31 protein-coding genes are annotated in these 26,150 nt (G+C 38.1%); 6 read left to right on the forward strand and 25 right to left on the reverse strand.

The genetic code is table 11. The features are described from left to right. Positions 1–77: 77 nt before the first annotated feature. The gene (locus IHV12_RS10885) at positions 78–638 is read left to right on the forward strand and encodes a YdhK family protein (protein WP_197190850.1); all 561 of its coding nucleotides are present in this window, start codon (positions 78–80) and stop codon (positions 636–638) included. A gap of 176 nt (positions 639–814) precedes the next feature. Here the strand turns inward: IHV12_RS10885 and IHV12_RS10890 are convergent, their stop codons facing one another. The 5 genes from IHV12_RS10890 to IHV12_RS10910 form a co-directional block, all read right to left on the reverse strand. Next, positions 815–1,885, reverse strand: coding sequence for a sensor histidine kinase (locus IHV12_RS10890; RefSeq protein ID WP_197190851.1), 1,071 nt, complete (start codon positions 1,883–1,885; stop codon positions 815–817). Continuing rightward, positions 1,878–2,573 (reverse strand): response regulator transcription factor, encoded by a 696-nt coding sequence (locus IHV12_RS10895; protein ID WP_197126813.1) that lies wholly within the window; start codon positions 2,571–2,573, stop codon positions 1,878–1,880. The genes IHV12_RS10890 and IHV12_RS10895 overlap by 8 nt, the downstream gene beginning before the upstream one ends. Before the next feature lie 101 nt (positions 2,574–2,674). After that, entirely contained in the window at positions 2,675–3,490 is an 816-nt protein-coding gene (locus IHV12_RS10900) for an SDR family NAD(P)-dependent oxidoreductase (RefSeq protein WP_197190852.1), read from the reverse strand. A gap of 38 nt (positions 3,491–3,528) precedes the next feature. Next, positions 3,529–4,224 carry an SGNH/GDSL hydrolase family protein gene (locus IHV12_RS10905; RefSeq protein WP_197190853.1) on the reverse strand — a complete coding sequence of 232 codons (696 nt, stop codon included), beginning with the start codon at positions 4,222–4,224 and terminating at the stop codon, positions 3,529–3,531. Positions 4,225–4,236: 12 nt separating this feature from the next. Next, positions 4,237–4,824 carry a TetR/AcrR family transcriptional regulator gene (locus IHV12_RS10910; RefSeq protein WP_197126810.1) on the reverse strand — a complete coding sequence of 196 codons (588 nt, stop codon included), beginning with the start codon at positions 4,822–4,824 and terminating at the stop codon, positions 4,237–4,239. Positions 4,825–5,042: 218 nt separating this feature from the next. On the opposite strand from IHV12_RS10910, the gene IHV12_RS10915 reads away from it, so the two are divergent. After that, entirely contained in the window at positions 5,043–5,858 is an 816-nt protein-coding gene (locus IHV12_RS10915) for a DUF3990 domain-containing protein (RefSeq protein ID WP_197190854.1), read from the forward strand. 2 nt (positions 5,859–5,860) lie between these two features. Here the strand turns inward: IHV12_RS10915 and IHV12_RS10920 are convergent, their stop codons facing one another. The 11 genes from IHV12_RS10920 to arsC all read right to left on the reverse strand — a co-directional run bounded on the left by IHV12_RS10920 (position 5,861) and on the right by arsC (position 16,530). Then, positions 5,861–6,631, reverse strand: coding sequence for a zeta toxin family protein (locus IHV12_RS10920; protein WP_197126808.1), 771 nt, complete (start codon positions 6,629–6,631; stop codon positions 5,861–5,863). Positions 6,632–6,713: 82 nt separating this feature from the next. Continuing rightward, the gene (locus IHV12_RS10925) at positions 6,714–7,325 is read right to left on the reverse strand and encodes a DedA family protein (RefSeq protein WP_197126807.1); all 612 of its coding nucleotides are present in this window, start codon (positions 7,323–7,325) and stop codon (positions 6,714–6,716) included. A gap of 91 nt (positions 7,326–7,416) precedes the next feature. Continuing rightward, positions 7,417–8,727 (reverse strand): hemolysin family protein, encoded by a 1,311-nt coding sequence (locus IHV12_RS10930; RefSeq protein ID WP_197126806.1) that lies wholly within the window; start codon positions 8,725–8,727, stop codon positions 7,417–7,419. Positions 8,728–8,836: 109 nt separating this feature from the next. Continuing rightward, positions 8,837–9,247, reverse strand: a complete 411-nt coding sequence (locus tag IHV12_RS10935) for a MerR family transcriptional regulator (RefSeq protein WP_197126805.1) — start codon at positions 9,245–9,247, stop codon at positions 8,837–8,839. 329 nt (positions 9,248–9,576) lie between these two features. After that, entirely contained in the window at positions 9,577–10,578 is a 1,002-nt protein-coding gene (locus IHV12_RS10940) for an ABC transporter permease (RefSeq protein WP_197190855.1), read from the reverse strand. Continuing rightward, entirely contained in the window at positions 10,578–11,444 is an 867-nt protein-coding gene (locus tag IHV12_RS10945; RefSeq protein ID WP_197190856.1) for an ABC transporter permease subunit, read from the reverse strand. Before IHV12_RS10945 ends, IHV12_RS10940 begins: the two co-directional genes overlap by 1 nt. 174 nt (positions 11,445–11,618) lie before the next feature. Next, on the reverse strand, positions 11,619–12,395 hold the full coding sequence (locus tag IHV12_RS10950; protein WP_197126801.1) for an AraC family transcriptional regulator: 777 nt from the start codon (positions 12,393–12,395) through the stop codon (positions 11,619–11,621). Between the two features lie 16 nt (positions 12,396–12,411). Beyond that, positions 12,412–12,987 carry a LysE family translocator gene (locus IHV12_RS10955; RefSeq protein ID WP_197126800.1) on the reverse strand — a complete coding sequence of 192 codons (576 nt, stop codon included), beginning with the start codon at positions 12,985–12,987 and terminating at the stop codon, positions 12,412–12,414. 258 nt (positions 12,988–13,245) lie between these two features. Next, on the reverse strand, positions 13,246–14,655 hold the full coding sequence (locus IHV12_RS10960) for a SpoVR family protein (RefSeq protein ID WP_197126799.1): 1,410 nt from the start codon (positions 14,653–14,655) through the stop codon (positions 13,246–13,248). Positions 14,656–14,814: 159 nt separating this feature from the next. Further along, a complete protein-coding gene (locus tag IHV12_RS10965) occupies positions 14,815–16,035 on the reverse strand; it encodes a hypothetical protein (RefSeq protein ID WP_197190857.1) in 1,221 nt (406 codons plus the stop codon). A gap of 93 nt (positions 16,036–16,128) precedes the next feature. Beyond that, on the reverse strand, positions 16,129–16,530 hold the full coding sequence (gene arsC / locus IHV12_RS10970; protein WP_144703067.1) for an arsenate reductase (thioredoxin): 402 nt from the start codon (positions 16,528–16,530) through the stop codon (positions 16,129–16,131). A gap of 138 nt (positions 16,531–16,668) precedes the next feature. Between arsC and IHV12_RS10975 the strand changes: the two genes are divergently transcribed. From IHV12_RS10975 to IHV12_RS10985, 3 genes are read left to right on the forward strand one after another with little or no spacing between them, the layout of a single operon-like run. Beyond that, positions 16,669–16,989, forward strand: a complete 321-nt coding sequence (locus IHV12_RS10975) for an ArsR/SmtB family transcription factor (RefSeq protein WP_197126797.1) — start codon at positions 16,669–16,671, stop codon at positions 16,987–16,989. A 39-nt stretch (positions 16,990–17,028) separates the two neighbouring features. Next, on the forward strand, positions 17,029–18,321 hold the full coding sequence (locus IHV12_RS10980) for an arsenic transporter (protein WP_370568800.1): 1,293 nt from the start codon (positions 17,029–17,031) through the stop codon (positions 18,319–18,321). Positions 18,322–18,339: 18 nt separating this feature from the next. After that, entirely contained in the window at positions 18,340–18,804 is a 465-nt protein-coding gene (locus tag IHV12_RS10985) for an ArsI/CadI family heavy metal resistance metalloenzyme (RefSeq protein ID WP_197128126.1), read from the forward strand. Positions 18,805–18,849: 45 nt separating this feature from the next. Here IHV12_RS10985 and IHV12_RS10990 read toward each other — a convergent pair whose 3' ends face one another. After that, positions 18,850–19,047, reverse strand: a complete 198-nt coding sequence (locus tag IHV12_RS10990; protein ID WP_197126795.1) for a DUF2642 domain-containing protein — start codon at positions 19,045–19,047, stop codon at positions 18,850–18,852. Positions 19,048–19,207: 160 nt separating this feature from the next. On the opposite strand from IHV12_RS10990, the gene IHV12_RS10995 reads away from it, so the two are divergent. Further along, entirely contained in the window at positions 19,208–19,795 is a 588-nt protein-coding gene (locus IHV12_RS10995) for a YitT family protein (protein WP_197126794.1), read from the forward strand. 210 nt (positions 19,796–20,005) lie between these two features. Here the strand turns inward: IHV12_RS10995 and IHV12_RS11000 are convergent, their stop codons facing one another. The 8 genes from IHV12_RS11000 to IHV12_RS11035 all read right to left on the reverse strand — a co-directional run bounded on the left by IHV12_RS11000 (position 20,006) and on the right by IHV12_RS11035 (position 26,002). Continuing rightward, positions 20,006–20,785, reverse strand: coding sequence for a sulfite exporter TauE/SafE family protein (locus IHV12_RS11000; protein WP_197190859.1), 780 nt, complete (start codon positions 20,783–20,785; stop codon positions 20,006–20,008). 29 nt (positions 20,786–20,814) lie between these two features. Next, positions 20,815–21,300, reverse strand: a complete 486-nt coding sequence (locus IHV12_RS11005; RefSeq protein WP_066391250.1) for a DsrE/DsrF/DrsH-like family protein — start codon at positions 21,298–21,300, stop codon at positions 20,815–20,817. Between the two features lie 67 nt (positions 21,301–21,367). Further along, complete coding sequence (locus tag IHV12_RS11010) at positions 21,368–21,595, reverse strand: sulfurtransferase TusA family protein (RefSeq protein WP_197190860.1); 228 nt, start codon at positions 21,593–21,595, stop codon at positions 21,368–21,370. A 39-nt stretch (positions 21,596–21,634) separates the two neighbouring features. Continuing rightward, positions 21,635–22,759: an MBL fold metallo-hydrolase gene (locus IHV12_RS11015; protein WP_197190861.1), complete on the reverse strand. Its 1,125-nt coding sequence runs from the start codon at positions 22,757–22,759 to the stop codon at positions 21,635–21,637. A 42-nt stretch (positions 22,760–22,801) separates the two neighbouring features. After that, positions 22,802–23,368: a sulfurtransferase TusA family protein gene (locus tag IHV12_RS11020; RefSeq protein WP_197126790.1), complete on the reverse strand. Its 567-nt coding sequence runs from the start codon at positions 23,366–23,368 to the stop codon at positions 22,802–22,804. A 15-nt stretch (positions 23,369–23,383) separates the two neighbouring features. Further along, positions 23,384–23,686 (reverse strand): rhodanese-like domain-containing protein, encoded by a 303-nt coding sequence (locus IHV12_RS11025; RefSeq protein ID WP_197128125.1) that lies wholly within the window; start codon positions 23,684–23,686, stop codon positions 23,384–23,386. A 190-nt stretch (positions 23,687–23,876) separates the two neighbouring features. Continuing rightward, positions 23,877–24,140, reverse strand: a complete 264-nt coding sequence (locus IHV12_RS11030) for a metal-sensitive transcriptional regulator (protein WP_197126789.1) — start codon at positions 24,138–24,140, stop codon at positions 23,877–23,879. Between the two features lie 113 nt (positions 24,141–24,253). Further along, positions 24,254–26,002, reverse strand: coding sequence for a phospho-sugar mutase (locus IHV12_RS11035; RefSeq protein WP_197190862.1), 1,749 nt, complete (start codon positions 26,000–26,002; stop codon positions 24,254–24,256). Positions 26,003–26,150: the final 148 nt, after the last annotated feature.

The following is a 26,150-nucleotide window of genomic DNA, read 5'->3' on the forward strand; positions in this document are numbered from 1 at the left end:
CCTTTATGCTAGTCATATGTTCATAAAGTTCTTATGAAGAAGAATACTAACACTAGCCCATAGAGGAGGTTTTATTAATGGTAAAAAACAAACTATTTATTACGATGTTGCTCTCATTCTCACTCGTTCTTTCAGCATGTGGAAAAGATGAGCCAACAAAAAAGAATGAAGAAAGTCAAGACCATGCAGATCACGGAGAAATGAATCATTCAGGCACAGGCGAAGTTCCTGAAGAACTAAAAAAGGCAGAAAACCCAACATATAAAGTTGGAAGTAAAACGGTTATAAAAGCAGATCATATGAAAGGTATGGACGGCGCAGAAGCTACAATCACAGGTGCATATGATACAACCGTATATACCGTAAGTTACACACCTACAACAGGTGGAAAAAAAGTAAAGAATCATAAGTGGGTCATACACGAAGAGATCAAGGATGCAGGTGATAAACCGCTAACTCAAGGAACAGAAGTTACTCTTGAAGCAGACCATATGAAAGGTATGAAAGGCGCAAAAGCTACAATTGATTCTGCTGAACAAACGACCGTCTATATGGTCGACTATACGCCTACAACAGGTGGAGAACGCATTAAGAACCACAAATGGGTAACAGAAAGCGAGTTATCTAAGGACAAATAATTTTTATGGGCCGTCGATTTGGATTTATAGGCCCAGGAAAAATTTTATGGACCCTTAATCTACAGTTATAGCCCCTAAATCTCCATTTATAGTCCTTCAAATAAGTTTATAGGCTTTTCGACAAAAGCACACATGAATATCAAAAAAAGCCGGCGTCCCAAATCACGCCGGCTTCCTTATCTGAAAAACTTTATTTTCATCTCAGTACCTTGCTTGTACTCCCCATTTACCCAAATCTGTCCTTCGTGAGCTTCAACAATTCTTTTTACAATCGTTAGACCTATTCCGCTGCCTCCATGTTCCCTGTTTCTTGATTTTTCTCCACGATAAAAGCGTTCAAACACTTGTTTAATCTCTTCTTCAGAAATGCCGATTCCTGTATCACGTATTGAAATAATAACTGATTCATCATCAACATAGGTGTTAACCAACACTTCCCCTCCTCTAGGTGTATACCTTAGAGCATTGCTGAACAGATTCATGAACACTTGGGTAATACGTTTTGCATCTAAATTTAGTACAACGTCCTTATCCAGTTCCTTTCTTAATGTAATGTCCTTTTGAACAAACGCTCCAGAAAAAGCATCTATACTTTTTATAATGATGTCGTTTAGTTGTTCAGACTTTTTATTAAGTGAGAACTCAGGTGATTCCATAGCTGTTAAATACTCAAGATCTTGCACTAAAGAGATTAACTGTTCAATTTCAGTTTTAAGTGACTGAATTCTAGCTGTGGTTGGTTCGAAAACACCATCTTCGAAAGCCTCAAGATGACTTTTTATCGTTGCTAAAGGTGTTCTAAGTTCATGTGCAATATCTGAAGTCATATTCTTACGAGAAGTTTCCTGTAATTGTAGTTTTGCAGCAAGTTGATTAAGAGATGTTCCCAAGTCATTTAGTTCATGATTCCCAAGCACCTTTACTCTGACTTGAAGTTCGCCTTTCGCCATCTTTTCTGCAGCTTTCCTCATCTCTACCATGGGTCTCGATAAATTCTTCGCGACGAAATAACTAATAATGCCGACTAATAGAATAGCGCCAATCGACGTCCAAAGAACAGAACTTAACAAAGCCTTTTCAAAGTGATGTGTTAAAGGCTCTATACTTTGAAATTCAGGTACATCTTTTTGAAACATCGTAAAGTGATAATGAACTTCATACATGATGATAAGACCTGCAATGATGAGAATGGATGACGCAGCCAAAATAAAAATGAGTGTCAGCCTTGCATGCAGACCTTTAAACATGGCTGCCTCCAGTAAACTTATATCCTACCCCAAACACTGTAACGATATAGCGTGGGTTCTTAGGATCAGTCTCTAGTTTAGACCTTAAGTTTTTTACGTGTTGATCGATAGTCCTGGTGTCACCTTCATAATCGAATCCTAAAATCTTCTCCACTAATTCATCTCTTGAAAAAACACGATTTGGGTGCCTGCCAAATGTCAGCAGTAGCTTAAGCTCAATTGGTGTAAGGTTGACAAGGTTTCCGTGTATGTATACTTCTTGTTTACGAGCATCGACTTTAAGTTCTCCTTCGTTATAGGTAATATGCTCAGCCAACAAGCCCTCATCTCCTGATCGGCGTAAAATCGTTTTAACTCGTTGAACAAGTTCGCGCGGACTAAAAGGTTTCACCATATAATCATCAGCGCCGATGGCTAATCCGTTGATGCGATCTTCCTCACTCACCTTTGCAGTCAGCATTAATATCGGTAACGTATGTGTTTGCCTAATTCTCTGACAGAGTGCTTCCCCACTCATATCTGGCAACATAAGGTCAAGAATTACGAAATCTATAGAGTAATTGATTAGATAATTAATAGCTTCCTTAGCAGTAAGAGCTTCTAGCGTATTGTGCCCTTCCTTCTTCAAATAAGAAGAAACAACTTCCAATAGCTTTGGTTCATCCTCCACGATCAAAATGGTTTTCACGATTACTCCTCCAAAACTTAGATTACTTTTATTATAACGAAGTATGTACGATTAAATAAAAAATGAACTGCCCTAGAACATTAGCAGTTCATCTTAACTCTTTAAACTAGCCTAGCTTTTCGGCTTACTCTACAGACCAACCTCATAAATCCTCTATGTGCTACAGGGAATAACGTGAAAAAAATGTCCATCGTTCTTCGCATCGGCATGGGGCATATAATAACCTTATTTTTATGTATGCCGTCTATTGTTAATTTTGCTAGTTTTTCTGGAGACATCATCTTTTGTTTTTGAAATTGCTTCATAATCACATCTTTATCTATCTGAATTGCTTTTGCTTTCTCGAAGATTGGTGTGTCCACAAACGTTGGGCAAAGTGCGCTCACTTTAATACCGAATTCTTCTGCCTCATAATGAAGGGAAGTTGTTAATCCAACTACTGCGTGTTTCGTAGTTCCGTAAGCTGCAGATACGGGAGATGGACCTAAGCCTGCAGCTGAAGCTGTGTTAACGATATGACCAAATCCTTGTTGTTTCATTACTCGATATCCTGCGTTAGTTCCATGGATGACTCCCCAAAGGTTAACATTCATTATTGTTTTCCAGTCATCCAAGGTCGTATCATACAATTCACCGTACATCGCGATGCCAGCATTGTTAAAAAGATAATCTAATCTTCCGAACTCCTGATATACTTCTTTGACAACATTCTCTACACTTTCTGCATCGGTTACGTCTAAGTGTAGATATCTAGCATTTATTGTCTCTTTGTTTAACTTTTCTTCAACTTGTCTGCCTAATTCATGATTGATATCTGTGATGACCACAAACACGTTTTGTGAGACGAGCTTCTCACAAAGGGCGTAACCGATACCTGAAGCTCCACCCGTTACAATCGCAACTCTCCGTTTTTCCATCAAATCAACCACCTCTTGTATTAAATAGTCTATAATCCTTAAAGTATAGCGTTCTTATTGGTAGATCGATGTTGATCGATAATCGCTGCATATTCATCTGCAACAATTTGAGCGCCTTTACTGTTCAAATGAATGCCATCTAATGTGAGATGCAACCCACGTTTCTTTGACAACTGATCGATTCTTGATGGTTTTTTATAAAAAAGAACATCTTTCATAACGGTTAATACTTTTGTACTGATATAGTCGGAACTCTTTATGGAAGAAAGGTGTTGTTCAAAAACAGTCTGTAGATTAAGTGTGGAAACATTTCTATGTTTGTGAGCGATGGATGTGATGAGGGTACATAATTGTTTAATCTCTTGATTCGAGACATTATTCAGGTCCTCACCAACTATTGCTGGGGTAACCGTAATTACAACTTTTGAGGAAGACAAGACACACTCTAAAACTTTTTGATAATACGCTTTAAACTCTTCATGATCTTTTGCAACAGGCTGGGCTTGAACACTTAGTAATTTTGAATAGACATCATTAACACCGATCCAAAGGAAAGCAAGATCAAAGGTTTCTAATTTCTTTTTTGTTAGACGGCTATGCAAGCTTTTAACAGACTCCCCTGGTTTGCCGAGGTTCACAAACGTCATGTGTGGATATTGATTCTGTAAGAGTTTTAAAAAAGAAACACCAGGTCTTCCTTCTGTCAGACTGTCACCGATTAATCCGATTCTCATACCATTTCCTCCCTATTTTTGAATGGACTCTAAAAATATACGTACAGCATTCTTAAAAAGCGGCTCTAAGCTGTGAAGTTCTTGAGTATTTGTAAGCTGACAAAGTCCACCAAGCCATGTGCCGATCAACACCGTCCATTCTTCCACGTTGCCTTTCTTAAATTCGCCTTCTTCTATCCCTTGAACGAGTATGGCTCGATAGGCACCCATGGGAATGACCGCTAATTCATACAGCTGCTTAATGGATTCTGGACTAGATTCAGGATTGGAAGCAAGTTCCTGTCCCCCTTTTAAGAGAGGAGTTTGGTAATTATAAAGAACATGCATAGCCATTCCATAAAGCTTATCGGATGCACAAGTAAATTCAGGTTCTTTATTCATCCACTTCAAATACCATTCCTTCATCGTTCGTTGAGCTAATAATACAAACAACTTTTCTTTATTCTCAAAATGATAATAAATGTGTCCTTTGCTATATCCAGAAGCTTTTGAGATATCGGAAACTGATGTTTGTGTGTACCCTTTTTGTGAAAAAAGTAAAAAGGCTTTTTCCATGATTTCTAGTTTTGCTGATTCACTGTTGTATCTTCTTTTGCTCAATGATTTATTTCCTTCCTTTAATTTGAACGGCCGTTCTAATTTTATTATACATATTTTAACAGATAATGAAATGCATTTTCTTACACATTCACAAAATTGTAAATATTAACAAAAAAACACCCCAAAGGAGTGTGTTTGCCAAATATGTACTATTAAAATCTCCATCTGTAACCTTCTTTTCCATTTTACATATTACATGTATAAGGGGGGCGATCACTTTGCTTTCAAACGATCGATATCGTACAGTCTATCATGGTACTACATTATTTGCTGCTAAGCTTATCCAACAAAACGGTATCTGGATAGAAGCACAAAGATTGAGAACTGATTTTGGCCAAGGCTTTTACGTAACTTTCAGTAGAGAACAGGCTAAATCCTGGTCTTATTTTAGAGCGAAGAACAAGCAGCTTTCACCCCATATACTAAATTTATTAAACCTCACTGAGTCAGATTATCTAAACCACCCAGATACAAAAATTCCAGCTTATTTAGCATTCTCAGTGGATTTACATGCCCTGCGAAGATTACAGGGCAGGATTTTCCCTTTGCCACACGAGGTGAAATGGCAATTAAATAAGGATGCTTGGAAAGACTTTGTAAAAACATCTCGTAAAGGAATTAAGCATGGTTACGACTTTGTATATGGTCCTGTTTGGAGTGGACATTTTAACAGTACAGGTGAAATAAAAGCATCTCCATTTAAAGAACAACTTTCGTTTCATAACAATAGAGCTCTACATTGTTTATCGAGTCCGATGATTATCAAGCTCCCACCAAAAAAGTGGATGAACAGTTCAGAATTCAAAAATCACGATCAAGAAGCTTTTATATCAGAAATCGGTAAAAACCTTATGATAATAAGTACAATGAAAGAGAAACAAGCCTATTCCTTCATAAAAAAGTATTTGATAACTCATTCATTCTCAGATCTTCATTTCCATGAAACAGCACTTTACTGGGCATTCTCTACCTTCTATCAATCCAAACGGATATGGATTGACGAATACGAACGCTGTCTCGATTCCTTCATTTAGCTCTAATCGTACTCTTTTCTCAAAAATTCATTATATCTATTTTCATCTGTAAAATGGTTAGAGATAAAGAGCTTTAATCCATTTTGATTGTCATACCCCTCAAAAAATGACACATCCTCTTTAATAGCTAAAAACGTTCTTGGAATACGCCGATGTGTATGTTCAATAACATGCCGAGGTACAGATCGCCCCGTTTTTTTAGCTCTAATTGCTTCTCTTTCGATTGCAACATTAACAGGAACATCTACGATATATACGACTACTTCATATCTTCTTTTTTGTAAGCTGTTCACAAGAGATACATATTTTCCTGTTTTCGCCATCGTTCCTTCTAGCAGGAACGACCTTTTTGTTTCTACTATGTGTTGGACTAACTTTTCTGATACATCAACCGATTCTTTATGAACAAGTGCAGCGGCTGAACTAGGGAATTTTTTTTGAAAGGATTGATACTCAGGTATTAATTTTTTTATTTCGTCCGGATCAATTGTGATCAAATGTCTTCTCTTCTTTTTGATGTTTTGTTTCACGATACTTTCACACAAAGATGTCTTACCAGAAGCACTCCCTCCCCCAACTAACACGGCGATCGGAGGTTGAAAATTATCCATTTTTGATCGTTTAATGAGCGTATCTATAATTTTTTGATGCAGAGCTTCTCGTTCCTGTATATACTTATTGTTTTTGTCTGTAAAGACCACTTTGGTTTCTTTGAACGGGAGACCTCTAACCCTCGAAGTGTATAGAATCTTTGAAACCAACCTACTCCACATCTTTTTCACCTCCAAAAAAAGAATCCCCTATCACTAGGAGATTCTTCAAAACGTCCAATTATGTTTTTAAAAGAGAGTAAAATTAGCTATTTTGTCTGCGTTTGCGTACATAAAGAATGATAACAGATACAAAAAGTAACGCCAAAACAGCATAGATGATTTTGGAGTAAACGTCCATATACCCTACAATTACTTCCCATGACGCTCCAAAATACGCACCCAAATTAACGAGAGCAATGTTCCAGATCAATGTTCCGAATGTTGTAAGTACAAGGAATAAACCGAAATTCATATTAGACATGCCCGCTGGAATGGAGATTAGACTTCTTATCAAAGGAATGAATCGGCAAAAGAATACCGTCCATGGGCCATATTTATCAAACCATGCATCTGCCTTATGAATATCCTTTTTCGTTAATCGAAGGATATGCCCCCACCTATCAATAATCTTCTCCATTCGTTCAACATCTAGTTGCAATCCTACACCATATAGAATCACCGCTCCTAGAACAGAACCCACTGTTGCTGCTAAGATGACTCCTACTATATTTAAATCTGAAGAGTTCGTCATGAACCCTCCAAAGGTTAGGATGATTTCAGATGGAATCGGAGGAAATACGTTTTCTAATGCGATTAACAGCAGAATCCCCCAGTATCCAAATTCGTTCATAATATTGATTAACCAATTCTCCATAACTAACTCCTTTGTTTCTATATCTAAATTGCTAAGAACAACTACTGCTTTTTTATAAAAAAGACGTGCAGAGCTTGCACGTCTTCTTTGATTAGTTAATAAATTCTTCGTTCTTCACATTTAATACTTCAAGTGACTTAACATGATACCCATCGATTTCTAAAATCTTGAAACGATAGTTTTCCACTGAAACCTCATCGCCCATTTTGATCTCCATCTTTTCAGAAAGAATCCATCCACCAATCGTATCAACATCTTCATCGTTAATGTTTAGACCAAAAAGATCGTTCACTTCTGAAATCAATACTTTACCGTCAAGAATTGTTCTGTTTTCATCAACCTTTTTGATATCAGGCACTTCATCCTCATCAAATTCATCTCGAATTTCGCCTACGATTTCTTCAAGAATATCTTCAACCGTAACAAGTCCTGAAGTACCACCATATTCATCGATCAAGATCGCCATATGAACACGTTCTTTCTGCATTTTTAATAATAGATCATGAATAGGCATCGTTTCAAAAACCTGAATAACAGGTCTTACATACTCTTCGAGTGAAGCATCTGGATTCTTGCCGTTAACGAAGTCTGTTAATACTTGCTTCATGTTTACCATACCGATAACACTGTCTTTATCTCCATCTATGATCGGATATCGAGTATAGTTCTCTTCTGTTACAACAGCAATGCTTTCTCTAACTGTTTCTGATTTATCCAGTGTTACCATATCAACGCGAGGTACCATTATTTCTTTAGCGGTACGGTCGTCGAATTGGAAGATATTATTTACATATTTAAACTCTGACTGGTTGATTTCACCGCTTTTATAGCTCTCAGAAAGAATGAGTCTCAACTCTTCCTCCGAGTGAGCTAGTTCATGTTCAGATGCAGGCTTCAAACCAAACCATCCTGTAAAGATACGCGCAGATCCGTTCAATGTTTTAATAAACGGATACATGATTTTATAGAAAAACATGATTGGCTTTGCAATTCTTAACGTAACGGCTTCCGCCTTTTGAATAGCGAGTGTTTTTGGTGCAAGCTCTCCAATAACTACGTGTAAGAATGTAATTAAAGCAAAGGCGATAATAAACGATAAGATACTTGAAACAGACTCAGACAGATCAAACTCTACAAAAAGAGGATGCAACAAGTGCTCTACCGTCGGCTCTCCTAACCACCCTAATCCTAATGCTGTAATGGTTATACCAAGCTGACAGGCTGAAAGGTACTCGTCGAGGTTTCCGACAACCTTTCTAGCAGCTACCGCTTTCGTATTTCCTTCTGCAACGAGTTGATCCAGTCTTGTTGTACGAATCTTTACAATCGCGAATTCGGTAGCTACGAAAAAAGCAGTCAACGCAATTAAAATAGCTACCATAATTAAGTTAATAATCTCCAAATGTTCTCCTTATGGCTACATTAACCACAAGGAATACACCTCCCAGGTTGTATAAATAGTTTTATTTTCTTTTAGTTCATTAATCCAAAAGATATCTCTCAACTATTATTTACCCGAAAAGTAAAAGTAATGAATGCGCTAAAGTCATGCCTTGAGGAGAGACTTTATTTAAGAGCAGCTCTCTTTGCTTATCGTTTAAGCTCTCCATGATCGGCTTGATCTCCTTAATCTCTGCCTCTAGGTGTTTCATGAGCTCAGTAATCTGGTCCACGTACTTCTCGACCTGTTCATTTTCAGTACTTTTCAATTTAACTAGTCCAATCACAGACTTGATCTCATGTAAGGGCATGTTGAGTTTCTTATAATGTTCAATCAACCCTAAGACATGAATCGTCTCTTCATCATATAATCGATAATTCGAATCCGTTCGAAGAGGCTGGAGTAAACCGATCTGGGAATAATAGTCGATGGTTCTTTTAGATACATTTGTTACCTCTGCTAGCTCACCAATGCGATACACCTTCCCAATTTCCTCACCTCTTCCTCTTGATAATTACATACAATGTACAATAGAGAAAACCATACAGTCAACTGGACAGTTTTACATGTCACTAAACGTTCAAAAAAGAATGGCTGTTTCGTAAACTTTCTTGTGTGAAAAAAGTTGATTTCCGTTTCAGATACTCGCTTTCCGAGGGCAAGCGGTAAGCCACATTCGTTCGTTTCACTCTTAAGTGTCTCACCTGGCAACTTGCCCTAGCCAAGAGTCTCGCATCTTCCACTTCAATCAACTATCAAAGGAGATAAATTTTGAAAGTAATTATATATTAGAAAAACTGCATACGTTTGTTAATCTCGTGTTACTACTTTGAAGTTAAATTCTTTAAGTGCTACCTTTTTGATTTCCTTTTGCTTTAACCTCTTTGTTTGAGTGGCTGGCTCAGAATTCATATTCTTTTCTAGACCTTTTACAATAAGATTCAAGGAAAGAATCGTTAAGGTAAAAGCGCAGATTGGAACAAGTGGAATCCACGGATATACAATGAATAGATCAAAATAATCACCAATTAGCCCTGACCATTCATATGTAGTGGTAATCGGAGCAGCTTGCATGATGCTATAATCAATTTTCGTTCCACCAAGATAAAGTTCGAACAACCCGAGATGGGCTAAAATTAATAAGACCTGGATAACTTGCTGAGTGAAAATGATCAGCAATCGACGATATACGTGTACGATGACATGCTTACGAAGGATGAAAAAAGAACTTGCTCCAAGCGTCCTAGCACTCTGGATAAACTCTTTTTTTAGGATGATCGAGATTTCGTTTCCGATTACTAAAGATACTGTTGGAAGAGCTAATAATGTTAACAAAATGATCTCATACCACACTCTAGTTGCAAATGAGTACTGAAAACCTTCAAAAGCTTGGTTCAAGACCGGCCTTAATAAAAAGTAAGCCAATAACACAACCGGAATATACTGAAAAGCATTACTTAATGCGGATAGAACCCTTTGGTATTTTTGCAGGTAAAACGCATAAATCGTTCCTAACACAAAGGAAAAAAACATTCTAATGCCCGCAATAAATAGACTCAAACCGATTGTATACTTTGCTCCTTCTATGATGACATGTAACAAGTGCCTTCCGTTCGTATCTGTTCCTAGCCAGAAACTCTGCGACGGTTTAAAGGGAGCTGCATCTACAGGATAAGCATCTATATAAATAGCCTGCGTCTGTTTAATCTCCCCATCAAAGAAAATCCCATTTATACAGCTTGCTAGCAAAATCCCAACTATAAAACTAGATCCTAATAGGATATAAAAATTACGCACAAAAAATGTTTTCACTATAGGACCACCTCTTCGTTATTGAGTTTTTTGATACAAATTTTAAAAACAAGCAATAACAAATAAGTTGGTAAAAGTAGCATAATGAGTCCTACAACAAAAAGTTCAGGAGACAAGTACATAAAAAGAAATGAAGTAAACCCATTCATATTTAGGATATATTCCAATACTAACAGGTTTGAAAGCATCATCCATAATATCGATTTTGATTGATAAAAGATGCTCATCAATGTGTTTCGATAAACATGGAAAGGTAGAATCGCGATGAACGGAATCCCTTTTGCTCGTGCAAAAACTACATAGTCCATTTTTATTTCTTCTTCTAAAGAAAGCATAAACATTTTGAAGAATTGGACGGTAGGTAGAATCGATAACGCTATGATAGGAATGAAATAAGATCGTTCATCAGGGAGAGAGGTAAATGACATCACAAGTATTCCGGTTTTCTTAAAAAACCAAACAATCCCCATTTGTATCACGGCAACGATAAACAGGTCAGGCAAAGATTCTAGAACAAATACAAGAAACGATACGAATCTTTTTGCCGACTTAGAAAATAAGTTTATAGTAACAAAACTCAGTAGTAGTCCTAGCAAAATGGAAAGAAAAAAAGCTGAAAAATAAACTGCCAGGCTATAGAGATATGGATTAAAGATTTCAGGGAATAGTAGGCGTTCTGGTTTGGTAATGTAATAGGTAATTTCATGTGGATGCAGCAGACTAAGAATCAGATTCTTCGTTTCTATGAGATAAGCACTAACGTGAATCTCAGTTCCTACAATCAGGATAGGTAAAGCTCCGAACAATATAATCATACAAATCGTTAGAAATACTGGAACAGCATTTTTTAAAAGTCCCACTTTCATTCACACATCCTTTCTAACAAAACTTTATTAGTAAGACGTATGTCATGTATGTTCTTATTCATAAAAAAAAACATCCCTGTAGCAGGAATGTTTTTGGTGAATATATGGTATTAGAACGTTGCAGCTGTTAGCTTCAATATTTTTGCATCTACGTAGTATTCACTTGACCTTCTCTCAATGTATATGTGACAGATATTCAAATGCAGTTGTTCCATATACACTTTTAAAATGTTTATTTAAATGGGTTAAATCTACAAAGCCACACTCAGTAACTGCTGAATAAACATCTCTATTTTTTTCTATTAACTGCTTTGCATGCTCTACCTTGCAGTTAAGAAAGTATTGGTAGGGTGAAATGCCAGTATGAGCCTTGAATAATCGGATAAACTGATATTTGGACAAATTAAGATCCTTACATATCTCTTCAAGTTTAAATACTTTTTCTAAATCTGTATGAAGTCTATCCTTTATTCTCTTAATCATTGCGTGATCTTTCTTATTGTCAGTAGAAAGATTAGTTTGAATAAGGCTATCGGTGAGGGACAAGAATAACTCACTGCACACTGCTTCATCTTTTCCGCTTAATATTGCACCTGAAAGATTCAATATTTTTTGTTCAAGTCTTCGATCATACACAATAGGCGTCTGAAAACGTACGATATCCTTTTTCTCAATAACCTCTAAAAGCAATTGCGGCTCAATATATAACATTACATAATCAAGGCCTGTCTCGTCATGTGCCATTCCGTCATGCGCCTGTTCTGGATTAAAAAGCATAACTCCATTTTGATAGGATAATTGTAGACTGCCATCCAAGTTATATCGTTGAATCCCACGCAATGTTACACCAATGGCATACTCCATGTGAGAATGCTTTTTATAAGTAAAATCAGTGAAACTTGCTGACAACGCAGTTATTCCTGCTGATTTTTTATAGATAAATTGATCCACCTTATTCACCTCTAACCTACAGCCATATCATAGTTGCAGAACACACTAAAAATAACGCCATCATTATATTAACAGGCTTGTTATGCTTATGTAAAAACGCCTTGAAAATTGTACCGAAAAGAACCCAAGTTAAGAATGCTAAAAATCCTATAAGAGTAATAGATAAAACGCTTAGCGCCACTGCAAACTTGGAGATATAGTACGGCAAAATAAAACTGGGGATTACAGTCATTGTAAATAAGACAACCTTTGGATTCAAAAACTGCATAAGAAATCCTGACATAAAGGTAGCAGTTTGATTTCCGGTTGGCTTTGATGAACCCATTTTGTAAATTTGAAAAGCGAGATAGAACATATAGAAACTACCGATTAACTTCATAACTATTAATATTCTTGGAATAATTGATAGAAGAATTGTGTTTAGCATAGCTGAAACAACAAGTAATACACCAAAAGCGAAGGTAGCTCCATAAGTATAATTCATTGCTTTCCTTGTACCAAAGTTATGTACTGTGGATAATATAACGATATTCGTCGGTCCTGGTGTAAACGTAACAACAAAACAATATACTAAAAAAGATGTAATATTCATGAAGAAAACCCCCTCCGACCTATTTCCTCATAAATATACATCCTAAAATTAATCAGCATATAGTATGTTATTGCAGTTGCATATAAAGCTAACGCTAGATATTTTTTATCTCACTTTATGTGGTGGGTTTATAGAATAAATTTTTAGAGACTAAGTAAAAAGAAAAATAAATTTTATTTCAATATTAGAATTTAAAAAGCCCCTTTAAATACAGTTAAAAGCACCCCAGATGGAGTGCTTTTTAAACACTTGTTTAACCTATAGATACTTCCGATGCACCGTCTTCCCATCATACGTAAACAAAACAGGCTTTTGCTCAATCCTCGTCTCCATATGAACAGGACGACCCCATAGATAATGAAGATGTGGAAGCACTTTTTCAAGATATTTCACATCGAGTTCCATATCTTCAAAGCTATGATTAAGGTAGAGCTCTCCGTTCTTCATATAATCGGCGTCGTTCACTGTGATGTAAGGAAATCCGCCATTTACTCGCATACTCACAAGTTGATCACGTACTTCTTCCCACTGCTTATCGACTACCTTATATTCCTTGCCCTGCTTTTGAAATAGGTACATGTCTTCACGCTGAGCAAGATCTTTCGTTAAATAATTTCGGATAAATGACATGTCAGATTCTAGTTCGCGTACTTCGAACATCTTCTCTCGTCCAGAGCCTGGTTTCACGCCTTGCCTGATCAGCTCTTCATCAGGGTTGTTATAGCGTTCTTCGATGTCTTTAAATATCTGTAAGCCAAGATAATATGGATTTATCGATGTCTTGGACGGTTGAACGACTCCTGCGTTTAGTTTCGCGAACTCAATTGTTTCGTGAGAAGTCAAATCCATTTCTTGCAGGATCTTCGCGTGCCAATAAGATGCCCAGCCTTCGTTCATGATTTTTGTTTCAAGCTGTGGCCAGAAATAGAGCATTTCCTCTCGCATCATGGATAAAATATCGCGCTGCCATTCTTCAAGCTCGCGGCTATATTGTTCAATAAATAACAAAATGTCCTTTTCAGGCTGCGGTGGAAATGATTTTTTCTTTTTCAATACTGGTTTTGGACCTTTTTTGTCGTCTAGCTTCCATAGATCATCGTAAGGCGTTTCCTTCTTAGGCGTAAGATCTTCTTCGTCTTCAAATACATAATTTAATTTGTTTCGAACAAGTGAAGGATCGATGTGTTCTTGTATGGCGAGAATAGCATCTAAGAACTGTTCAACCTCTTTTTTGCCGTATAGATGTTCATATTGACCTACTCGTTCAGCTGTAGCCGTCATGCATTCAACCATGTCTCTTCTCGTATTTGAAAAGCGAACATTGTTTTTGAAGAAGTCACAGTGTGCCAGAACATGGGCAATGATTAATTTATTCTGAATAAGTGAATTCGTATCAAGTAAGAATGCGTAACACGGATCTGAGTTGATAACGAGCTCATAAATTTTACTCAATCCTAAGTCATATTGAAGCTTCATTTTATGAAACTGTTTTCCGAAGCTCCAATGAGAGAAACGGGTTGGCATTCCGTACGCACCAAATGTATAAATAATATCGGCAGGACATATCTCATACCGCATCGGATAAAAATCAAGGCCAAAGTGGTCAGCAATCTCGGTAATTTCAGCTATTGCTTTTTCTAGCTCCTTATTTTGCAAGTCCCAGTTCATATTTTCCCCCTCCTGCTATTTCCTTACTTTTAACTGTATGAAACAAAACAGGCATTCATGAGAAAACAAGTGAAATATTGGACGGGTTTTAAAAACTTCTTTTATTAAAATAAAAAGGCGAACCCATTTTCACGGGTTCACCTCAATTTTCATCTAGTTTTATCTAGCTTCATATATATCTATCGTGCACGACCACCCAGAACATGCTTTTGGAGTTTGCAAATTATTAATCCACAACGTTTCTGGTGCCTCTAAACGTTCCTTTACCATTACTTTTGCACTTTGGCCATTCGTACGAATCCAAGTTAATCTTTCACCGGGTAACGTTTTGGGATAAACATCCGCTTCCCCTGAAGCTGGATTCGTTAATCTCTTTGCACTTCCGTCTTTAATTTTCACACTGACTAAAAAAGGTTTTGCTCTTTTTTCCTGGGAAACCCCATAACCCCACTCAATCTGACGGCTCACGATGATGTTCTTATCATTCAACCAAGTAAAATCACCGTCGGCATACCCGGTGTATCCTAGATTTATCTCGTTCCCATTCTTAAGATTCCATATCGTTAATCGTTTATTTTCAGAAGTCAGCCTTCCGATCCCTTTTATATACCCGAGCTGTTTCGTATTCGGCGACCAGTGGAACCAGTTCGGCTGATTTAACATGTTACCAATGTTACGCGTTCTGGAGCCGTCTAAAGAAACAACCATTAACGTGTTGGAGTCTGCCGACATGGATGCTGTTGGACATGCGATGAACGCAAACCACTGATCATCCATCCCCCACTTGAATTCTGTAGTACCTATCGCAAAGAACGTTTCACTCATCTTAGGCAGCGTCGTAATGTTCTGTACTTTGTTCAAATCTCCGTTTGCATTTACAGGAACGTAAAAAAGTCGAACTGGACTCCAGCCATCAGGCTCTAGATTTGCAGAAGATGAGACAACAAATCCTCTCCCGTCAGGTGCCCAGCTGTAGTTTCCTGTGCCAAGGATGACATTTTGAAAGGACGCTGCAGGTCTCGTTAGGTCGATTACATTGAGCACACCCCCGCTTTTCCATGCAAGCTTAGATTCTGTCGGAGACCATCTCGCCAAACTCACATCGCCATCGAATACTTTTCTTTTTAAACGTGTGACTCGGTTGTACACCCATAGCTCTTTCCCTTCACGCGCTAGGTAACTAATATAAGTTCCGTTGCTTGAGAACGTTGGATGAGTAAGATTTGAACCTTCTACAAGCTTTCTTTCAAGTTCTCCTTCTTTAAGCCACAGTCCGTCATTTCTTATAAAAGTCGCTCTTCTATCAGAAGCTTCTGCAACATTTGTGTGGCTTATTACTATACAAATTAAGATCAATCCAAATATAAAAAGCCGTTTCACATGATCACCTCATTAGTAACATGAGCGAAATGAAGAAAATCATACTAAAAAAGAAAGCTCAGGAACTAAGAAGTTCCTGAGCTTGGTATAACCTTATTCTCCTGTTTCAGCAAAGCGCTTGATACGTGCTGCGATCTCGTCACGAACGCGTTGGAATTCACTCCACTCTTTTCCTGCAGGGTCATCAAATCCCCAATGTTCACGTGTTTTGTGAGGTGGTGTTGCTGGACATACATCGTTAGCATGACCGCATAACGTTACGACTAAGTCTGCTTTTTCTAGAATGTCTTTGTCGATTACATCTGATGTCTGATTCGTAATGTCGATATCCACTTCTTTCATCGCTTTGATTGCGTTTGGATTAACACCATGTGCTTCGATGCCAGCTGAGTATACGTCATATTTATCACCAAGGTAGTGGTGTCCAAATCCTTCTGCCATCTGAGAACGACAAGAATTACCTGTGCAAAGGAAATAGATGATTGGTTTAGCCATTTTGTAAAACCTCCTGTAGTAAAGAACTTCTTTCGGAACCATCATAATATAAGTATATCCTTATATCAATATTTATTTATATATTCTTTGACATTTTATATAAACATATGGTTATATACTAATGAGGTGAAGTCAATTATGGAACTTGATCAGTTAACGGAATGTTATAAAGCCATGGCAGATAAAACACGATTAAATATTTTAGCTTTACTCCGCCACGAAGAATTATGTGTATGTGAGTTAGTTGATATCTTAAAGATGACACAGCCTAGTATTTCACAGCATCTTAGAAAATTAAAGCAAGCAAAACTCGTAAAAGAACGACGTAACAGTCAATGGATCTTCTACTCCATTGATGGAGAAATCTATCCATTCATTAAAGCAAATTTAGATTCCCTGCCTGATATGTCAGCTAAGATTGAAGAGTTAAAAGCTTCGGGTGGAAAAGTTTGTTGCTAACTTAGAATTACATAAATAGGGGGGATTCTTATGAACAGCATGGCGTTAATGGCCTTCGCTGTATTTTTAGTGACGATTATTTTTGTTATATGGCAGCCACGCGGTCTTTCCATCGGTTGGTCTGCGACCGTTGGAGCTATCATCGCACTTCTTCTTGGCGTGGTTTCACTCGCTGATGTGTGGACAGTTACCGGGATTGTGTGGAATGCTACATTAGCGTTTGTTGCGATCATACTCATATCAATTATTTTAGATGAGATCGGTTTCTTCGAATGGTCAGCCTTACATATGGCGCGACTTGCAGGTGGAAACGGTAAGAAAATGTTTGCCTATGTGATTCTGCTCGGAGCTGCAGTTTCAGCCTTTTTTGCAAATGATGGCGCAGCATTAATTCTGACTCCTATCGTACTTGCTCAAGTTCGGGCATTGAAATTAAAAGAAGCTATGATATTACCGTTTATTATGGCAAGTGGGTTTATTGCAGATACCACATCATTACCGCTTGTCGTCTCAAACTTAGTAAATATCGTGTCTGCAGATTTCTTTAACATCGGATTCGTTGAATACGCAAGCCGCATGATCGTGCCGAACTTCTTTTCACTGTTCGCTAGTATGCTCGTTTTGTTCCTCTTTTTCAGAAAAGATATACCGAAGAACTATGATCTCTCTCAGCTCAAACAACCGAAAGAAGCCATTCGAGATGAGAAGATGTTCAAGCTATCATGGATTATACTAGCAGTTCTATTAATCGGGTATTTAACGAGTGAATTTATTGGTGTTCCTGTCTCATTCATTGCAGGAGCTGCAGCTCTTTTCTTTATCATCGTTGCTCGTAAAAGTCCTGCAATTCACACAAGAAAAGTAATCAAAGATGCACCATGGACTGTTGTTGTCTTTTCAATTGGTATGTATGTAGTCGTTTATGGTCTCCGTAATGCAGGACTTACAGATATGCTAGGAAACTGGATTCAAGTTATCGCTGATGGAGGATTGTTCTCTGCTACAATTGGAATGGGTTTCTTGGCGGCTATATTATCATCTGTTATGAACAACATGCCAACGGTTATGATCGATGCACTAGCTATACAGGGAACGGATACATCAGGAGTTATTCGTGAAGCATTGATCTACGCGAATGTCATTGGTTCTGACTTAGGACCAAAGATCACTCCTATCGGTTCACTAGCCACTCTGTTATGGCTGCACGTCTTATCGAAAAAAGGTGTGAAGATCACATGGGGCTATTATTTCAAAGTCGGAATCATTTTGACTGTCCCAACACTTTTCATTACGCTTACCGGCCTTTACTTATGGTTATTGCTACTATCTTAATAAGAAGGAGAGATCATGATGATTCAACGCATGCATGTTGCAGTCAACTGTTCAGACTTAGAAAAATCTCTAGCGTTCTATAAAAGCTTTTTCGGCACGGAACCGACAAAAGTAAAAGAGAATTACGCGAAATTTGAGCTTGATCAACCCGCTCTTCACTTTTCATTGAATGAACGTCCCTTTTCTAAAGACGGAGTCCTTAATCATCTCGGTTTTCAGGTAAACAACACGGAAGATGTACTATCCATGGGAGAAAGACTTAGAGAATCAGGATTGCTCTTAATCGATGAGATGGATACAACTTGCTGTTACGCCGTTCAGGATAAAGTATGGGTATATGATCCCGACGGCAACGCTTGGGAGATTTTCTATACCAAAGAAGACTCTGAATTTGAATCTGCTGGTGATGCACGAGATCTATCTCTATGCTGTGCACCACCTCAGCAACCTCAACCGATCACGTTAGGTTTTACAAAGAAATAAAGGAAAAATCCCTCAGCATCATTTCTGCGAGGGATTTTTTTATGATCAAATGGTAGATATTGCAACAATCTCTTCAATACGAATAATGATCTGATCCCAATAGTTATGGTTATCGCTCATCACACATAGCGTAATATAATCTCTTTCTACTGCTCTTAGTCTGCCTTCGTAAGAATGATTTGTTGTATCCACCACTACCTGCCTCTCCAAAAGACACTTTGCTTCTCTTCTGAAGTTCTTCAACACCAATCACCTTCCCTATTTTGCACTGCAAGCAAGGGGCTTTCTATACTATTACATGCAAAAAAGAAAAAAGAGACACGGACAAACACCCTGTGCATATGACTATTCTTGTACAACGAAGCATATTATGTAGAAATAATCTTAGACAGGGATGAATGCCATGTTTGAACGGACGATAGCGATTTTCTTAGGAAGCGTGTTGCTTGGCATAGGCATCAATGGTTTCATCGTTCCCTTTCATCTTCTCGACGGAGGAATGATCGGAATTAGTCTTCTCGTGAAGTATGTGTGGGGTTATAAAGTAGGGCTAACGATCATTATTCTGAGCATCCCCATCTATCTAATAGCTTGGAAACTCGAGCGTCGATATTTTATAAACAGCATACATGGTTTACTCGTTTCGTCATTGATCATCGACTTGCTATCTCCTTTAAGAGGAATGTTTTCTGTCTCTGTTATGGAAGGTTCTGTAATCGGAGGATTATTCATCGGAACAGGGATCGGTTGGATGCTGCGTCATGAAACGAGTACGGGTGGAACAGACCTGATTGCCCTTTTTCTTTCGAGGTGGTTTTCCATCAATGTTGGGATGGTTATCTTTTTGATCGATGCAGCAGTCATCCTCGCTGGCCTTTATGTGATGGGAGAAGGTATTCTTTTCTACTCGCTCGTAACGATTCTATCCGTCGGTTTCGCAACCATGACGATGACGTTGATTCGGTCGATCAATTTCTATAGAAGCATCTAGGGGGACTGACCCCTTACAATTTATTTCCCTCTTCATTTTACTCTTCGGCACCAATACATTTGCTCATTATCATATAATTGTTGTCATTGCTTTCACTTTGAAAGGGAAGTCAATCACACTATTTCCTATAGCTTTGATGAAAAAAAGGACCAGAAGTATCAATAAAGTACTTCAGGTCCTTCTTTCTTCTCGGCTAATTTTATTTTAACTTCAACTAAGAATATCTAACCAGATCTTGATCGATGTAGCGATAATCAGTGCTGCTAAGATAAATTGAAGAATTTTTGTATTCACTTTTTTACCAAACTGAGCCCCAAGTGGCGACGCGATCAGGCTGGCAACTACCATGATCACCGCCGGCCATAGTAATACTTGCCCTGTCGAGATCTTACCTACAGTAGCGCCGATCGATGAAATGAACGTAATAGCAAGTGATGTAGCAATCGTCATACGCGTTGGTATCTTTAGGACGACTAACATGATCGGTACAAGGATAAATGCACCTGCTGCGCCTACAATACCTGCTGCAACACCTACAACAAATGCTAGAACTGCCGCAAGCCATTTATTAAACTTAACTTGATCTAAAGGGATGTCATCGATCCCTTTTTTAGGAATCAACATCATGATAGCAGCTAATGTAGCTAGAACAGCATAAACAATATTAATCTGCCCCTCTGACATGGCTTCTGAACCAAATCCACCAATGAAACTTCCTACTAGGATGCTACTACCCATATAGATGATCAGTGTCTTGTTAAGATAACCGCCTTTACGATAAGCCCAAACGCCGCCTATCGTTGCAAAGAATACCTGAACAGCACTGATACCTGATACCTCATGAGCCGAATATGCTGTGAAGCCGAGCATTGCAGGAATATAGAGAAGCATTGGATACTTGATGATGGATCCGCCGATACCTACCATTCCAGATATAAAAGAACCTATAAAGCCAATTAGAAAGATTGTAATAATGAACCCTAATTCCATGACTTCACCTCCCCTAAAACTGATGTTTCTTAAATAAACAAGTTGATCTTAGATTCATCTGCATCAGCTAGGTATGAAGCAACTCCTGCATAATCCAGTCCATCAATTAGTTCCTCTTTCGTAATACCCATTACATCCATCGACATCGTACAAGCAACCATCTTAACATCTAAGTCTTGAGCCATTTCAATTAACTCTTTTAGCGTTACGATGTTTTTCTTCTTCATCGTATACTTCATCATCTTCGCGCCTAAACCACCGTAGTTCATTTTAGAAATGCCTAGTTTTTCAGGTCCTTGAGGCATCATTTTTGCAAACATCTTATCCATGAATGTTTTCTTCACATTCACGTATTCTTCTTTTCTTAAGATGTTTAGTCCCCAGAATGTGAAGAACATCGTTACTTGTTTCCCCATTGCGGCTGCACCTGTAGCGATAATAAAACTTGCCATCGCTTTATCAAGGTCACCACTAAATACGACCATTGTTGATTTATCTTGTGTTTGTTGTTCCATCATTGAACGCTCCTTTTGAATCAGATACCTATACCTCTATAGGTATCTGATTGCATAAATTTTTTTGTTAACCTTTTTGGATATAAAACTTAAATACGCCGTCTTCTTCTTTATGTTCTAAAAGTTCATGACCAGAAGATTTAGACCATGCAGATAGGTCATTAACAGCACCCTTATCCGTTGCTAATACTTCTAAAATATCTCCACTTACAAGTGTATCCATCGCTTTCTTTGTTTTCACGATTGGCATTGGGCAAGATAATCCTTTTGTGTCTAACGTTTGAGTTACGTTCATTTGTAAAACCTCCAGATAGTTTTATAATTTTTTGTTCAGTTATTCAGTGATCGCACAGCGGTTTGGACCAATTTCCATCTCACGCTGTTCATCGTTTGTAGGGTCAATTTTACCCATGTTCGTTTGACGAATTTCTTGATATGCGTTTGGCTGCGGTGGTAAATTTTCCGTTACAGCTCTTCGAAACTCATCTTCATTTTTTATGTTCAATCCATCGTTCTTTTCAAAGAGTTCACCAAGTGGTGCTGATACCGCACCTTTCTCATCTAGCTCGCTGATCTTTCCAAAATGAGCAGGCAACACAACTAGATCTTTAGAAAGGTTGTTATATTTGTTATATAGCGAATCCCGTAAATCACTAACCCAGTCCTCCGCTTTACCTGCAAGATCGGGACGTCCGATTGAATCAACAAACAGAATATCTCCTGAAAGCAAGAATTGTCCGTCAACGATCATCGAAGTGCTTCCAATCGTGTGACCAGGCGTATATAAAGGTTGAATCTCAATCTTCGTGTTTCCGATCGTAATATCGTTTCCTTCTTCTAATGCTGCGAATGAGAATGTTACTTCTTCAGCATCTTTTGGTGGTAACCAGTAAGTTGCACCAGTCTTTTCTGAAAGTCTGCGTCCCCCTGAAATATGGTCCGCATGAAGGTGTGTATCGATCATGTGCTTGATTTCAAGGTTGTTTTCTTTTGCAAAATCTTCATACGCTTCAATCGTACGAGCAGAGTCAATAATAGCCGCTTCTCCGTTAGATTCTACAAGGTAAGAAAGACATCCCTTACCGATACGGTTGAATTGATAGATCGAACCGCCATCTTTCAAATCTCCAAGCTTTACTGGCATTAAGTACTCACTCCAAGACTTCATACCCCCTTCGAGATAGTAAACGTCTTTAATGCCTGCTTCATCCAACATCTCTGCTACCATGACAGAAGATCCTTCTTTTGCACAAACAACGAGAACTTCTTCTTTCGGAAGATATTCTAAAACATCTTCTACACCATCGATCAGATCAAAATAAGGACGGTTAATGGATTCGATTCCTTTCCCTTCGATTCTCCAGTCTTTATAGTCCCCTTCATTACGAACATCGAGAATGAACATGCTTCCTTCAACAACACGTTTTGCCACTTCTTTAGCTGATAATGCTTTTATCATTTCAAAAATACCTCCCTAGGTATATTTACGATTAAAATTTTTTTATTCTGTTGGCCCATTCCATTCAACCATTCCAGGTAATACGTTCTTAACAAGTTGGAAACCATTCTCAGCAAGAATTTGTGCCGCCATATCGCTTCTTGATCCTGTACGACAAATAACATGGATCTCTTTATTTTTATCAAGTGTTTCTAATTTGCTTTCAAGTTCTCCTAATGGAATCGATACTGCCCCAGGTATACGTTTGAACTCATACTCTGCAGGCTCTCTAACATCTAGAAGAAGCATATCTTCTTTATTTTCAGCCAAGACTTTTTCTAATTCATCGTTTTGAATCGTATGCTCGAACTTTGCTGCCTCTTTCACTTCACCGGGATTTGATTTTCTTAAATAGTGCTTAAGAACATCTCCGTCTTCTTTTGTACCTAAATATTGATTTCCTGTGTTCCTTGCCCAGCCTTGAATATCAGCCAACGAACCTTTGTCTGTTGCTTGAACTTCAATAACTTGACCTGCCTGGAGCTGATCCATCGCTTTCTTCGTGCGAACGATTGGTAGCGGACAAGATAATCCTTTGCAATCTAATACGTGATCCACTTTAATACTCATTTTTGAAACCTCCACTTATTTATTTGTTATTTTACCTTTCCAAGAAAGCATTCCGCCTGACATGTTCACTACAGCAATTTGACTTGAAGCTAAGATCGCACAAGCTTTTTCGCTTCTTTTACCAGAGCGGCAAACCATGACATACTCTTTGCTTGAATCCAACTCATGGATTCGGTTAGAGATCTCCCCAAGTGGAATATGTGTTGCTGTAGGAATCATACCTTGAGCAACTTCATCGTTTTCACGAACATCAATGATATTTAATGGATTACCACTTTCTAATAATCGTTCTACTTCTCTTGCTTCAATCGTCTTAATAGACACAATTGTTATCTCCCTTCCATAATAAATACTTATACCCGTATAGGTATGCAAAATGATAAAAAAATATATGATTAACTCCGAACTACACGCTTACATATTAAGAAGATTTAACTTTTTAAATACCCATAGGGGTATAATAAGTGATAAAAGGAAATCTGTCAACAGTCTTAACAGTGACAGATATTTATCGACTTTTTACGAGAAGCTGCACAGCTTCTTTTACAATATCAGAATTCATCTCTTCTCCGTTTTCCATTTGTTCACGTAAACACTGTTCAAGGTTGGTGCCTACGATTAATCCAATTGTACGGTCAATCGCTGTACGTGATGCGGATAATTGAGTGATAACAGATTTACAATCTTGTTCTTCTTCTAGCATACGCAATACCCCACGTATTTGCCCCTCAATTCTTTTTAAACGATTTTTCATTTCTTGTGTGTATTCCATTTCAGCACCTCCTTTTAAAATACCTATAGGGGTATGTTACATCCCTTTAAGATTAATGTCAACTCAAATGAATGAAATGGCTGCAAGTGTATGACTTGCAGCCTCTATTCTAGTTATTGTGCCACTTTTTGCATTCTTTCATGAACCAAATCCATCACTGATTGTTTTAAGTTCACTAATGCTTCATCAGCATTCTTGTGTGAATCTGCTGTAACACCAAAATAAAACTTTACTTTCGGTTCAGTTCCTGATGGTCTTACGCAGAACCAAGAACCATCTTCTAATTGATATTTAAGCACATTTGATTTAGGAAGATGGATGTCACTCTTTTCATCTTTCACTACATCGTATTGGACGCTCGCCTTGTAGTCTTCAGAAACCACTAATTTTTGTCCATTCACTTCAAGCGGCATTTCAGCTCTAAAGCCTGCTAATAAGTTTTCGATCTGTTCTGCTCCAGATTTACCTTTTAATGTTAGGGACTCGAGACCTTCCTTATAAAAACCGTGCTTTTTGTAAACATCATCTAAAGCATCAAAAAGTGTTTTTCCTTGTTTCTTATAATAAGCAGCCATTTCAGCTCCCATCAAACAAGCCTGAACTGCGTCTTTGTCACGCACAAAATCTCCGATCAAAGAACCGTAGCTTTCTTCATAACCGAAAATGAACGTATGTTTCCCGCTTTTTTCGTATTCCTTAATCTTTTCGCCGATGAACTTAAAGCCTGTAAGGGTATCTTCACACGTTAGACCATAAGACTCTGCGATTACTCGACCAAGTTCTGAAGTTACGATCGTTTTGAAGATGATCCCTTTTGAACATAAACTGCCTTTCTCTTCACGTTGTGAAAGAATATATTCAATCATGAGTGCACCAGTCTGGTTACCTGTAAGAATTTGATATTCACCTTTACTGTTCTTAGCTGCGATTCCTACTCGGTCCGCATCAGGGTCAGTTGCCATCAAAATATCTGCGTCAGTTTCTTGTCCGTACTTAATTGCCAATTCAAAGGCAGCATGTTCTTCCGGATTTGGGGACTTCACCGTTGAAAAATTAGCATCAGGCTGTTCTTGTTCTTTTACAACCGTAACATTCGTAAATCCTAGCTGTTGAAGTCCTTCTCTAACCGGAATATTCGCTGTTCCGTGAAGAGGAGTGAAAACGATGCTTAAGTCATGCATCTCTTTGATTACTTCACGGTTTAAACTAATCTTTATGAGTTGATCCATGTAAGCTTTGTCGATTTCTTCACCAACAACTTGGATCAATCCTTCGCTTTTGAGTTCCTCTTCAGATCTCACTGCGATAGAAAGTTCATCATCAACGGCATTTACTTTTCCAATCACTTCATCAGCTTCTTTTGGCGGAAGCTGGCCGCCATCTGGACCATATACTTTGTACCCGTTGTATTCTGGTGGGTTATGGCTTGCTGTGATAACAATTCCGGAATAAGCTTTTAAGTATCTAACCGCAAAAGATAACTCAGGTGTCGGTCTCAAGCTTTCGAACACATAAGCTTGAATACCTTGAGAGGCTAATGTTTTCGCCGCTTCCATCGCAAACTCTGGTGATAGATGACGTGAATCGTATGCAATCGCAACACCGCGTTTTTTCGCTTTCTCACCTTGCTCTTCGATAAAATGAGCCAAGCCTAAAGAAGCTTTTCGAACCGTGTACGTGTTCATTCGATTTGTACCAGGTCCTATTTCTCCACGCATACCGCCTGTGCCAAATTCTAAATTTTTATAAAAGCAGTCTTCAAGCGCTGTCCTGTTTTCCTTGATTTCCTCTAATGCAGCCTTTAATGGTTGTTCGAGTTCTTCGTTCCCTACCCATTTCTCGTATGTTGTCTCCCAGGACATAGTACTGCCTCCTTATGTTCTATAAAATGAATGTTAATTGTTTTTTTGTTAGTTTCGATATGAATCGAGTTTTTCCTGCCCTATCTATTAAATACGGCCTTTATTATACCGCTTTCAGCACAAAAAATAAAATCACTAAAAAAAGTTC

The sequence above is a fragment of the Fictibacillus sp. 7GRE50 genome, assembly GCF_015903875.1.
Taxonomy (GTDB): Bacteria; Bacillota; Bacilli; order Bacillales; family Fictibacillaceae; genus Fictibacillus; species Fictibacillus phosphorivorans.

Excerpts from the sequence above, each read along its gene's own strand:
- IHV12_RS10980 (WP_370568800.1), top strand. The coding sequence starts at position 17,029 with ATGGCGTTAATGGCCTTCGCTGTATTTTTAGTGACGATTATTTTTGTT.
- IHV12_RS10905 (WP_197190853.1), bottom strand. The coding sequence starts at position 4,224 with ATGAGAATCGGATTAATCGGTGACAGTCTGACAGAAGGAAGACCTGGT.
- IHV12_RS10995 (WP_197126794.1), top strand. The coding sequence starts at position 19,208 with ATGTTTGAACGGACGATAGCGATTTTCTTAGGAAGCGTGTTGCTTGGC.
- IHV12_RS10960 (WP_197126799.1), bottom strand. The coding sequence starts at position 14,655 with ATGAACTGGGACTTGCAAAATAAGGAGCTAGAAAAAGCAATAGCTGAA.
- IHV12_RS11015 (WP_197190861.1), bottom strand. The coding sequence starts at position 22,759 with ATGATAAAAGCATTATCAGCTAAAGAAGTGGCAAAACGTGTTGTTGAA.
- IHV12_RS11035 (WP_197190862.1), bottom strand. The coding sequence starts at position 26,002 with ATGTCCTGGGAGACAACATACGAGAAATGGGTAGGGAACGAAGAACTC.
- IHV12_RS10985 (WP_197128126.1), top strand. The coding sequence starts at position 18,340 with ATGATTCAACGCATGCATGTTGCAGTCAACTGTTCAGACTTAGAAAAA.
- IHV12_RS10925 (WP_197126807.1), bottom strand. The coding sequence starts at position 7,325 with ATGGAGAATTGGTTAATCAATATTATGAACGAATTTGGATACTGGGGG.
- IHV12_RS10890 (WP_197190851.1), bottom strand. The coding sequence starts at position 1,885 with ATGTTTAAAGGTCTGCATGCAAGGCTGACACTCATTTTTATTTTGGCT.
- IHV12_RS11020 (WP_197126790.1), bottom strand. The coding sequence starts at position 23,368 with ATGAGTATTAAAGTGGATCACGTATTAGATTGCAAAGGATTATCTTGT.
- IHV12_RS10975 (WP_197126797.1), top strand. The coding sequence starts at position 16,669 with ATGGAACTTGATCAGTTAACGGAATGTTATAAAGCCATGGCAGATAAA.
- IHV12_RS10920 (WP_197126808.1), bottom strand. The coding sequence starts at position 6,631 with ATGTGGAGTAGGTTGGTTTCAAAGATTCTATACACTTCGAGGGTTAGA.
- IHV12_RS11030 (WP_197126789.1), bottom strand. The coding sequence starts at position 24,140 with ATGGAATACACACAAGAAATGAAAAATCGTTTAAAAAGAATTGAGGGG.
- IHV12_RS10885 (WP_197190850.1), top strand. The coding sequence starts at position 78 with ATGGTAAAAAACAAACTATTTATTACGATGTTGCTCTCATTCTCACTC.
- IHV12_RS11000 (WP_197190859.1), bottom strand. The coding sequence starts at position 20,785 with ATGGAATTAGGGTTCATTATTACAATCTTTCTAATTGGCTTTATAGGT.
- IHV12_RS11010 (WP_197190860.1), bottom strand. The coding sequence starts at position 21,595 with ATGAACGTAACTCAAACGTTAGACACAAAAGGATTATCTTGCCCAATG.
- IHV12_RS11005 (WP_066391250.1), bottom strand. The coding sequence starts at position 21,300 with ATGGAACAACAAACACAAGATAAATCAACAATGGTCGTATTTAGTGGT.
- IHV12_RS10955 (WP_197126800.1), bottom strand. The coding sequence starts at position 12,987 with ATGAATATTACATCTTTTTTAGTATATTGTTTTGTTGTTACGTTTACA.
- IHV12_RS10945 (WP_197190856.1), bottom strand. The coding sequence starts at position 11,444 with ATGAAAGTGGGACTTTTAAAAAATGCTGTTCCAGTATTTCTAACGATT.
- arsC (WP_144703067.1), bottom strand. The coding sequence starts at position 16,530 with ATGGCTAAACCAATCATCTATTTCCTTTGCACAGGTAATTCTTGTCGT.
- IHV12_RS10900 (WP_197190852.1), bottom strand. The coding sequence starts at position 3,490 with ATGGAAAAACGGAGAGTTGCGATTGTAACGGGTGGAGCTTCAGGTATC.